General features: G+C 64.8%; 1 pseudogene. It reads right to left on the bottom strand.

What is annotated here, in order from left to right:
* Window positions 1–293 (bottom strand): annotated as a pseudogene (locus tag EOD29_RS31225) (ABC transporter permease); the annotation flags it as partial.

Raw genomic sequence — 293 nt, 5'->3', positions numbered from 1 at the left:
ATCGGAACCGTCAGGTTTGCGCGCCATCGAGCGCAGCCCTGTCGACAGCGAAACGCTGCCGAGGCCTTCGAGGAAACCTATTTCCTGAGGCGTGGCTTCCCGGTTATTGAGTTCGAAGCGGACGTCGCCGGCCAGCAGTTCCTGTCCCTGCGAGGCGATCGTGTCGGTGATCGACTGCGAAACGGAATTGACGGCGGCAATCGCGCCGGTGCCGAGCGCGATGCAGGCAAGGAAGATGTAGAAGCCGCGGACGCCGCCGCGCAGCTCGCGCAGCGCCAGGCGAAAAGCGAGCG

The sequence above is a fragment of the Mesorhizobium sp. M1A.T.Ca.IN.004.03.1.1 genome, assembly GCF_003997555.1.
Taxonomy (GTDB): domain Bacteria; phylum Pseudomonadota; class Alphaproteobacteria; order Rhizobiales; family Rhizobiaceae; genus Mesorhizobium.
This window is presented reverse-complemented; position numbering and strand designations above follow the sequence as displayed.